Genomic DNA, 8,434 nt, shown 5'->3' with positions numbered 1-8,434 from the left:
GGCCAGATGGGCCAGATGGGCCAGCAGCAGCAGCAGGAGCAGCAGCAGGAGCAGGGTGTCCTGCAGCACCTGCACCAGGTGACGCAGCAGGCTGTGCAGCACGTCGCGCAGCAGGTTCAGCAGCAGGTCCTGCGGGCCGGCCGGGCGACCGCCTTCGTCGCCATTCCGCAGCCGATCCCGGGTCAGCCCCGTCAGATCTTCCTGCAGATCGAGAACCAGTTCCGCGTGCTCAACAACCCCAACGACACCACCTTCGACCAGGTCTCCGAGGCGTTCCGCAGCGGCTTCCAGGTCATCGGTGTCTGGGACAGCCAGACCCCGAGCATCCTGCGCAGCATCCAGATCCGCAAGGTCTGATCCGCGGGCCGGGTGAGCACCCGGGCGACCGGCTGACGGCCACCCAGGTGTGAGAAACAAGCGGGGCGCTTCCTCCTCGGAGGAAGCGCCCCGTTACGTATGGGAAGGGTCAGTGCGTCACAGCGCCACGCCGAGCAGCGCGTCGACGGTCCGGGAGACCAGGCCCGGCGCGCCCTCGTCCGTACCGCCCTCGGCCTGCTGCCGCTCGGCCCAGCGGTCGACGGCCGCGAGCGCGGCCGGCGAGTCCAGGTCGTCGGCGAGCGCCTCGCGGACCTCCTCGACGAGCGCGTCGGCGGACGGGCCGTCGGGGCGGGAGACCGCGGCGCGCCAGCGGGCGAGCCGGTCCACCGCGTCCTGCAGGACCTGGTCGGTCCACTCCCAGTCGGCGCGGTAGTGGTGGGCCAGCAGGGCGAGCCGGATGGCGGCCGGGTCGGTGCCGTCCCGGCGCACCTTGGAGACGAAGACGAGGTTGCCCTTGGACTTGGACATCTTCTCGCCGTGCAGGGCGACCATCCCGGCGTGCACGTACGCCTTGGCGAAGGGGTGCTCACCGGTCAGCGCCTGGGCGTGCGAGGCGCCCATCTCGTGGTGCGGGAAGGCCAGGTCGGACCCGCCGCCCTGCACGTCGAAGCCCATGCCCAGGTGGTCCAGGGCGATGGCGACGCACTCGATGTGCCAGCCGGGGCGGCCCTGACCGAGCGAGCCGCCGTCCCAGCTGGGCTCGCCGTCGCGGGCCGCCATCCACAGCATCGGGTCCAGCGGGTTCTTCTTGCCCGGGCGCTCCGGGTCGCCGCCGCGCTCGGCGGACAGCAGCCGCATGGCCTCGGCGTCGAGGTTCGAGACCCCGCCGAAGTGCGGGTCGGACTCGACGGAGAAGTAGATGTCGCCTTCGAGCTCGTACGCGGCCCCGGAGTCCCGCAGCCGCTCCACCAGCGGCACGATGCCCGGTATGGCCTCGACGGCGCCGATGTAGTGCTGCGGGGGCAGCATCCGCAGGGCGGTCATGTCCTCGCGGAAGAGGGCGGTCTCCCGCTCGGCGAGCGCGGTCCAGTCGTCGCCCGTGGCCACGGCCCGCTCCAGCAGCGGATCGTCGACGTCGGTGACGTTCTGCACGTAGTGGACCTGTCGCTTCGTGTCGAGCCACACGCGCTGAACGAGGTCGAACGCGTTGTAGGTCGCCGCGTGCCCCATGTGGGTCGCGTCGTACGGCGTGATGCCGCAGACGTAGATACGGGCGACGGGACCGGGGGCGAGGGTCACCCGTCCGCCGGTCGCGGTGTCGTGGATCCTCAGGTCGCGGCCCTGGCCGGGCAGGGCGGGGACCTCAGAAGCGGGCCATGCATGCATGCCCTGAGCCTAACCGGACGCAGGTTCCGGATACGAACCGGAGTGTGGGTCTTGGCCGTAAAGGCCCTCTTGTGTCTTCGGCCCGGCCGTGCATTCCCGGGCCGACCTGTTGAGTCTTGTCACACCGGCGGCCACGGAATCGGCGGCCATTCCCCGCTGGGCTGCGGATGGACGCCGGAGCGCAGCATCCCGGCGATCCGCTCGCGCAATGCGGCGATCTCCTCCTCGGTGAGACATTCGGCCAGTCGGGCGGCGAGCGGCTCCCCCTCGGCGGTCTCCTCGGCCAGCCGCTTCAGCACGGCGAGCGCCTCCTCGGTCAGCGGCTCGCCCGCCCAGCCCCACAGGAGGGTGCGCAGCCGGTCCTCCGCGTGGAAGGTGACGCCGTGGTCGATGGCATACACGCGACCGTCGGCGGTCGGCAGCAGATGGCCGCCCTTGCGGTCCCCGTTGTTGATCACCGCGTCCAGGACGGCGAGCCGGCGCAGCCGCGAATCGTCGGCGTGCACCAGGAGCGCGGTACGCCCCTCCCCGACCTGGGCGAGGCCGACCGCCTTCCAGCCGGGCCCCGGCTCCTCGTCCTCGATCAGCGCCAGCAGCTCGGGGCTGTCGTCCTCGTCGGACGCGGTCATCCACTCCTGGACCATGCCGCGCCCGTACGGGCCGTCGCGCAGCACGGTGGGCGGGATGAGGTCCCAGCCGGTGGCCCGGGAGATCTCGTACGCGGCGACCTCGCGCTGGGCGAGCGTGCCGTCGGGGAAGTCCCACAGCGGGCGCTCCCCGGCGACCGGCTTGTACACGCAGGCGCCGGACCAGCCGTCGTGCTCGACGGTGCAGTACAGGACGGCGTTGGACGCCTCGCGGACCCGGCCGCGCACGGTGAGCTCGCCGTGCCGGAGGTGCTCCTCCATCTCGGCGGGCGTCAGGCGTCTCGCCGGTATCCGTTCTGGCGCGGACATACGTGTCCCTCCGGGTCGAGCGGCAGGCTGCACAGCGGGCACGGCGGGCGGCCGGCGTTCACGACCTCCAGGGCGCGCTTGGCGAAGGCGCGGGCCATGGTGCCGGTCAGCCGGACGCGCAGCATCGGGGGGCCGTTCTCATCGTCCTGGAGCAGGCGCTCCTCGGCCTCCGCGAGGTCCTCGTCGTTGTCGGCGTCCAGCTCGACCAGCGCCTGGGCCTCGACGATCATGCGTTCCTCGTCGCCGTCCCAGGCCAGCGCCATGGTGCCGACGCGGAACTCCTCCTCCACCGGGCTCTCCAGCGGCGCGGTGTCGGAGATCTCCGACGGGGCGACGGCCGGGACCGGGGCGTTGCCGCCGCTGCGGCGCACCACCTCGTCCAGCAGCTCGTCCATGCGCTCGGCGAGTGCGGCGACCTGCGTCTTCTCCAGCGCGACGCTGGTCGTGCGCCCGGCCGCCGTGGCCTGGAGGTAGAAGCTGCGACGGCCAGGCAGCCCGACCGTGCCGGCCACGAAGCGGTCCGGCGCGTCGTAGAAGAACACCTGACGGGACAAGGTCCTGCTCCGATTGCTCGACTGCGGGGGTCTGTGGTCACGGGATACGGATCACAGGATTGGCGTGGTGGGCAGCGCCGTCGCACCACCCTACTGCGCCTGCTGATCACGATGCTCCCGCGCCACCGCCGATCGCCGCGTCGCGCTCCGGGACCGTGCCGGAACCTTCCTCCTTGGGTGCCAGCGAGCCGAGGTCACCGGTGTCGCCGAGCCGGATCAGGTACGGGCGCAGCGGCGTGTAGCGGACGGCCGTCACCGAGCAGGGCTCGACGGACACCCGCTGGAAGAGGTCCAGATGCATGCCGAGGGCGTCCGCGACGAGGGACTTGATGATGTCCCCGTGCGAGCACATCAGGTACACCGCCTCGGGGCCGTGCGCGTCCTCGATGCGCGCGTTCCAGGAGCGGACCGCATCGACGGCACGATTCTGCATGGTGCGCATCGTCTCGCCGCCGGGGAAGCCGGCGGCGGAGGGGTGCTGCTGGACGGTCTGCATCAGCGGCTCGTCGGCCAGTTCGGCGAGCTTGCGCCCCGACCAGTCGCCGTAGTCGCACTCGTTGATGCCGTCCTCCGTGTGCAGCGGCAGCCCCGGGCGGGCCGCCAGCAACGGGCGCAGCGTTTCCTGGCAGCGCTGGAGGGGGCTGGCCACGGCGGCGACGAGGGGCACGGCGGCGAGCCGGCCGGGCAGCGCGGCGGCCTGTGCGGCGCCGTGCTCGTCCAGGGCGACGCCGGGCGTGCGGCCCGCGAGGACGCCGGAATTGTTGGCGGTGGAGCGGCCGTGCCGTACGAGGAGCAGCGTGGGCATGGCAGCCACCCTACGTTCTACGGGGTGAGTGGGGGACGGAGTCCACGGGCGAGCGGAAGGCGGGCCGTCCACCGGCCGCTCTGGCAGGAGCGGCGCCCGGCAGCGAGAATGCCCCGTGTGATCGTGGATTGTGCCATCTACCGGAACGGCCGGCGGATCGAGAAGCCGGCGGAATACTCCACCGCGCTCGACGAAGCCCGAGCGGAGGGGCACTCCTTTCTGTGGCTCGGCATGCATGAGCCGACCGAGGAGGAGTTCGAGCAGGTCAGCGAGGAGTTCGGACTCCATCCGCTGGCCGTGGAGGACGCGCTCAAGGCCCATCAGCGGCCGAAGCTGGAGGTGTACGACGACTCTCTGTTCATGGTGCTGAAGCCGATCCTGTACGACGACTCCGACGGCAGTATCAGTTCGGGCGAACTGATGCTCTTCATAGGGGACTCCTTCGTCGTCACCGTGCGGCACGGCGAAGGCAGCCCGCTGGCCTCCGTACGCGCGCGTCTGGAACACGACCCCGAGGTCCTGGAGAAGGGCCCGACGGCGGTCCTGTACGCGGTCAGCGACGCGGTGGTCGACCACTACATCGACGTGGCCGGGGAACTCCAGCTCGACCTGGAGGAGTTGGAGGCCGCCGTCTTCGCGCCGGTGGGCCCGGACACCAAGGGCGGCGGGAGCACCCGGAGCACCGCACAGACGATCTACGCCTTCAAGCGTGAGGTACTGGAATTCCGGCGCGCCACGGGGCCGTTGGCCGAGCCGATGGCGCGCCTGCAGAACCCGGGCGTGCCGTTCGTGCACGACGAGGCACGGCTCTTCTTCCGCGACGTGGACGACCACCTCACGCGGGCCAACGAGTCCGTGGAGGGCATGGACCGGCTACTGTCGGACATCCTCTCGGCCCACCTGGCGCAGATGGGCGTGCGGCAGAACGACGACATGCGGAAGATCTCGGCGTGGGCCGCGCTGGCCGCCGTACCGACCATGGTCGCGGGCATCTACGGCATGAACTTCGAGCACATGCCCGAACTGAAGTGGACCTTCGGCTATCCGGCGTGCCTGCTGGTCATGGCCGCCCTCGAAGTGGGGCTGTACCGCCTCTTCAAACGGCGCGAGTGGCTGTAGGGGCCGGTCAGGCGAACTCCGGGGCCGTCGGTGCGGGACCGCCCAGGGCATCCGGCTTCTCGGGCTTCCGCAGGCCCACCATGCGCCGCCAGCCGTACGCCCGCTCATAGGCGTACACGGCGTGGATGCCGGCCGTGAGCAGCATCCGCTTCGCGCGGGGCCAGCGCAGGATGTGCCCCATCCGCTCCGTCACGGCCAGGCTGACGTCACGGTAGACGGCGATCTCGGCCCGCACGCTCTCCCGCAGGACCCGCTGGATCTCCTCGGCGTAACCGGCACCGGACAGCCGCAGCAGCTCCTCGTGACAGTACGCGAGGTGGTTGTCCTCGTCCCTGGCGATCATCCGGACCGCCTTGCCCACCTCCGGATGGTCACCGAAGTACTTCTTGAGCATCGCCATCTGCTCGGCGGCCCGCTGCTCGGTGACCCGGCTGTGTGCCAGGTAGGCGATGATGTCGGCCTCCGTCAGCGGCTCGTCGCGCTGCAGCTTCTCGTGCGCGAGCCCGATGCCGCGGCGCTCCAGGAGCATCGTGTAGTCGGCGGCCGCGGGGACCGCGACGGCCTGCAGCCCGCGGCGGCGCAGCAGGGCGTTGAAGATCCGGCCGTGCTTCTCCTCGTCCGCGCCGTGCCGGGCGGCCTTCGGGGCCAGCGCTCGCTGGCTCTCCGGGACCAGCGCGGCGATCCGCCCGTTCTCCCAGCCGCCCTGCGACTCGCCGCTCGCGGCGATGGAGCAGAACAGCCGGAAGGACTCGTCGTGGTCCAGGATTTCTTGGAACAGACTTTTCGCCGTGAGCATCGACGGACCTCCAGGACACCACCTCGAACAGGACACCCGCAAAGGAAAAGTCAAGTGTGCTGCGCCGTCCCCGGCAACACGAAGGCCGCTGAACTCGCCCGAACGATGGACCAGCGCGCGGTGCACGGGGCGTAACCACCGCGGGCGTCGGCGCGTTGTGCTGTGTGACGGCCGTGGCGGGGAAGACCCCCGAGCCCCCACCACGGCCGCAGTCTCCGGCCCTGGGGCCGCCCTCCCGCCCCAGGGCCGTTCCCCTGTCTCAGCCGGTCCGGTGTCTCAGGCCAGCCCGGCCCGCTCCAGCGCCTCCGTGCCGGCCCGCAGCGCGGCGATCCGCTCCTCCAGCGTGAAGCCCGCGGGCGACAGCGTCAGCGTGGTCACGCCGGCCGCCGCGTACGCCTGCATCCGCTCCGCGATCCGCTCCACCGAGCCGAGCAGGGTGGTGGAGTCGATGAGCTCGTGCGGGACGGCGGCCGCCGCCGCGTCCTTCTCGCCGGCCAGGTACTTCTCCTGGATCTCCGTGGCCGCCTGCTCGTAGCCCATCCGCCGCGCCAGCTGGTTGTAGAAGTTCTGCTTGCGGCTGCCCATGCCGCCCACGTAGAGCGCGGTGTACGGGCGGAAGGTGTCGGCGAGCGCCTGCACGTCCTTGTCCTCGCCGACGGCCAGCGGCAGCGTCGGGCAGACGTCGAAGCCCTCCATCGTGAGCCCGGCCTTCTCCCGGCCCGCCCGGAGGTGCGAGATCGCCGTGTCCTGGAGGTGCTCGGCGGCCGGGAAGATCAGCAGCGCGCCGTCGGCGATCTCGCCCGTCTGCTCCAGGTTCTTCGGGCCGATCGCCGCGATGTAGAGCGGGACGCGCTCGCGCTTCGGGTGCACCGTGAGCTTGATCGGCTTGCCCGGCCCGCCGGGCAGCGGCAGCGTCCAGTGCTGCCCCTCGTAGGTCAGCCGCTCCCGGGACATCGCCTTCCGTACGATCTCCACGTACTCCCGGGTGCGCGCCAGCGGCTTGTCGAACTTGACGCCGTACCAGCCTTCGGAGACCTGCGGCCCCGAGACGCCGAGTCCGAGCCGGAAGCGGCCGTTGGACAGCGAGTCCAGGGTCGCGGCGGTCATGGCCGTCATGGCGGGCGTGCGCGCCGGGATCTGGAAGATCGCCGACCCGACGTCGATCCGCTCCGTCTGCGCGGCGACCCAGGAGAGCACGGTCGGCCCGTCGGAGCCGTACGCCTCCGCCGCCCAGCAGACCGCGTACCCGAGCCGGTCGGCCTCCTGTGCCACGGCGAGGTTGTCCCCGTCCATGCCGGCACCCCAGTAGCCGAGGTTGATCCCGAGCTTCATGCGGCTCCCTCACTCGAATTACTCATCGGTAATGATGCTGCTCGGGGACTGTAACGCGGGCCCCTCGCCGTGCGTAAGACGTGCATCTGCCGCCGCCGCGCTGCGCGTTGTCCACAGGTCCCCGCAAGTCCCGGACGGGCCAGTAATCTCAGGGGCCATGGAGCAAAGGCACCTCGGCCGCACCGGCCTGCGCGTGTCCCGTCTCGGCCTGGGCACGCTGACCTGGGCGCGCGACACGGACGACCGCGACGCCGCCGACCAGCTCAAGACGTTCTGGGAGGCGGGCGGCACCCTCGTCGACACCGCCGACGTCTATGCCGACGGCGGCGCCGAGTATCTCCTGGGCCGCCTCGTGGAGGGCATGGTGCCCCGCCGCGACCTGGTCATCGCGACCAAGGCCGGCAGCGTCCTGGAGGCGGACCGCAGGATCGACGGCTCCCGCCGCCATTTGCTCGCGGCGCTCGACGACTCCCTGGAGCGCCTAGGCACCGACTACGTCGACCTCTGGCAGGTGCACGCCTTCGACCCGGACACGCCGCTGGAGGAGACGCTCCAGGCCCTGGACACGGCCGTGAGCAGCGGCCGCGCGCGCTATGTCGGCGTCGCGAACTTCTCCGGCTGGCAGCTCGCCAAGGCCGCCACCTGGCAGCTGGCGGTGCCGGCCGGGCGCGCCCGGCTGGCGAGCGCGCAGATGGAGTACTCCCTCCTCCAGCGCGGCGTCGAGCGCGAGGTGCTGCCGGCCGCGCTGGACCTCGGGCTGGGACTGCTGCCCTCCTCCCCGCTCGGCCGCGGCGTCCTCACGGGCAAGTACCGGCACGCCACGCCGCCCGACTCGCGCGGCGCGTCCGAGCACCTGGCGCCGTTCGTCGCGCCGTACCTCGACGACGCCGCCGGCCGCATCGTCGACGCGGTCGCCACGGCGGCGGACGGCCTCGCCGTCACCCCGCTCCAGGTCGCGCTGTGCTGGCTCCGGGACCGCCCCGGCGTGACCGCGCCGATCGTCGGCGCACGCACTGCGCAGCAGCTCAGAGCGGCATTGTCAGTGGAGACCCTTAGTCTTCCTGACGAGATCCGGCGTGCACTGGACGACGTCTCCGCGCCCGTGCACCGCTACCCCGACCACGACTGGAGCACCCTGTGAACACCGACCACCCCACCGGCGCCCGCA

At 71.6% G+C, this 8,434-nt stretch carries 8 protein-coding genes and 1 pseudogene; 3 read left to right on the top strand and 6 right to left on the bottom strand.

Annotation, left to right across the window (positions count from 1 at the left end; translation table 11 throughout):
- Nucleotides 1-357, top strand: a pseudogene (locus CCS38_RS35215) (hypothetical protein); the annotation flags it as partial.
- 117 nt (nt 358-474) lie between these two features.
- On the opposite strand, the gene mshC reads toward CCS38_RS35215, so the two are convergent.
- From mshC to CCS38_RS35195, 4 genes are all read right to left on the bottom strand, one after another.
- On the bottom strand, nt 475-1,704 hold the full coding sequence (gene mshC, locus CCS38_RS35210) for a cysteine--1-D-myo-inosityl 2-amino-2-deoxy-alpha-D-glucopyranoside ligase (protein ID WP_223737691.1): 1,230 nt from the start codon (nt 1,702-1,704) through the stop codon (nt 475-477).
- A gap of 119 nt (nt 1,705-1,823) precedes the next feature.
- A complete protein-coding gene (locus CCS38_RS35205; protein ID WP_372457215.1) occupies nt 1,824-2,660 on the bottom strand; it encodes an SCO1664 family protein in 837 nt (278 codons plus the stop codon).
- A complete protein-coding gene (locus CCS38_RS35200; RefSeq protein WP_030252096.1) occupies nt 2,624-3,214 on the bottom strand; it encodes a DUF3090 domain-containing protein in 591 nt (196 codons plus the stop codon). The genes CCS38_RS35205 and CCS38_RS35200 overlap by 37 nt, the downstream gene beginning before the upstream one ends.
- 106 nt (nt 3,215-3,320) lie before the next feature.
- Nucleotides 3,321-4,019, bottom strand: coding sequence for a histidine phosphatase family protein (locus CCS38_RS35195; RefSeq protein WP_223737689.1), 699 nt, complete (start codon nt 4,017-4,019; stop codon nt 3,321-3,323).
- A 108-nt stretch (nt 4,020-4,127) separates the two neighbouring features.
- On the opposite strand from CCS38_RS35195, the gene corA reads away from it, so the two are divergent.
- Nucleotides 4,128-5,138 carry a magnesium/cobalt transporter CorA gene (gene corA / locus CCS38_RS35190; protein WP_223737688.1) on the top strand — a complete coding sequence of 337 codons (1,011 nt, stop codon included), beginning with the start codon at nt 4,128-4,130 and terminating at the stop codon, nt 5,136-5,138.
- A 7-nt stretch (nt 5,139-5,145) separates the two neighbouring features.
- Here the strand turns inward: corA and CCS38_RS35185 are convergent, their stop codons facing one another.
- Both CCS38_RS35185 and CCS38_RS35180 read right to left on the bottom strand, forming a co-directional pair.
- Nucleotides 5,146-5,934: a ferritin-like domain-containing protein gene (locus tag CCS38_RS35185; protein ID WP_223737687.1), complete on the bottom strand. Its 789-nt coding sequence runs from the start codon at nt 5,932-5,934 to the stop codon at nt 5,146-5,148.
- Between the two features lie 276 nt (nt 5,935-6,210).
- Entirely contained in the window at nt 6,211-7,266 is a 1,056-nt protein-coding gene (locus CCS38_RS35180; RefSeq protein WP_223737686.1) for an LLM class F420-dependent oxidoreductase, read from the bottom strand.
- Nucleotides 7,267-7,423: 157 nt separating this feature from the next.
- Here CCS38_RS35180 and CCS38_RS35175 point away from each other — a divergent pair, with 157 nt between their 5' ends.
- Nucleotides 7,424-8,407 carry an aldo/keto reductase gene (locus CCS38_RS35175; RefSeq protein ID WP_223737685.1) on the top strand — a complete coding sequence of 328 codons (984 nt, stop codon included), beginning with the start codon at nt 7,424-7,426 and terminating at the stop codon, nt 8,405-8,407.
- Nucleotides 8,408-8,434: the final 27 nt, after the last annotated feature.

Source organism: Streptomyces purpurogeneiscleroticus (assembly GCF_020024005.1).
In the GTDB taxonomy this organism is placed as follows: Bacteria; Actinomycetota; Actinomycetes; order Streptomycetales; family Streptomycetaceae; genus Streptomyces; species Streptomyces purpurogeneiscleroticus.
Note: the sequence above shows the minus strand (reverse complement) of the source record. Positions and strands in the feature narration are given on the sequence as shown.